Source organism: Propioniciclava sp. (assembly GCF_029977985.1).
GTDB lineage: Bacteria > Actinomycetota > Actinomycetes > Propionibacteriales > Propionibacteriaceae > Propioniciclava.
The window spans coordinates 1-1,074 of record NZ_JARKOT010000205.1 but is presented as its reverse complement, the minus strand read 5'-3'; the positions used below and the strand labels follow the sequence as shown (position 1 = coordinate 1,074).

1 protein-coding gene is annotated in these 1,074 nt (G+C 72.4%); it reads left to right on the top strand.

The window, feature by feature from the left end; translation table 11 throughout:
* The coding region (locus tag Q1K57_RS12055; protein WP_300082956.1) for a hypothetical protein at positions 1-1,074 on the top strand (1,074 nt) is incomplete at both ends.

The following is a 1,074-nucleotide window of genomic DNA, read 5'->3' as shown; positions in this document are numbered from 1 at the left end:
TTCCTCCTGCCCGGCGGCGTCCTCCGCGAGAGTTACGGCTGGTCGGCAGGCTTCTTCAACTACGTCCCGCCGCTGATCGGCGTCGTTCTCCTCGTGGCTTCGGTCGCGGGTCGGTGGCCCCGCCGCGACGGCTGGGGCAGTGCCGTGGGGTGCGGGGGCCTGTCGGCCGTGACGTGCCTGTTCGTCGAGCACGTGACGGTGGCGGTCCTCGGGCTGTCGGTCGGGGCGGTCCTGCTCGCGTGGGTGCAGCGGCGGCGTCCGACGCACGCCCTGGCCGGCTGGGCGCTCGGCGCGATCGTGGGCACGGTCGTCATGTTCGCCTCACCCGGCCTGCGCGAGGTGGCCACCCACGAGGACGCCTACTTCTCCTACCCCGCGACGGCCTCCGGGGCGTGGGCGAAGATGATCGCCAACTACGCGACGGTGACCGCCAACTTCCTCTTCTCGGTGCCGGTGCTGGTGGTGCTGCTCGTCGCGGTCAGCCTTGGTCTGGGGTTCGGCGTGGGCACGCCCCGCGACACGTCGGCCCCACGGCGAGCGGCCCGGCGCGGCGACGCCGTCGCGGTAGTCGGTGGGCTCACGATCGGCGCCTATGCCCTCGTCAGCCGCCTGTTCGCCGGTGATCGGCTCGTCTGCCCGGAGGCCGCGGTCGACACCTGCGCGACGCGTTTCCTCGCCCTCGACCTGGCTGCGCTGCTGGTCGCCCTCGGCCTGGTCGTGTGGCTGGGGATGCGTCACGTCCACGACCCCGGCGACCGGGCGGCGTGGCTCGGGTTCCTGGCCGTCACCTTGCTCATGCTCGGGCCGCTCCTCGTGGTGTCCCCGATCGGGCCACGCAACCTCGTCGGTCCGATCATCACCTTTGCCGGCCTCCTCGTCCTCGCTGCCCGGCCGCTGCTCGACGCCGTGCGCGAACCCCGTCCTGTTGTCGCTGCGGCGTTCCGCGTGCTGGTGCTCGGCACCTGTCTGGTCGGCATCGCTGTCATCGGGGCGATCGAGTTCGCCAACGGCGCGGTCTCCGCCGAACGCGAAGCGCTGATGCAGCGTGCGGTGGCCGACGGAACCACCTCGGTC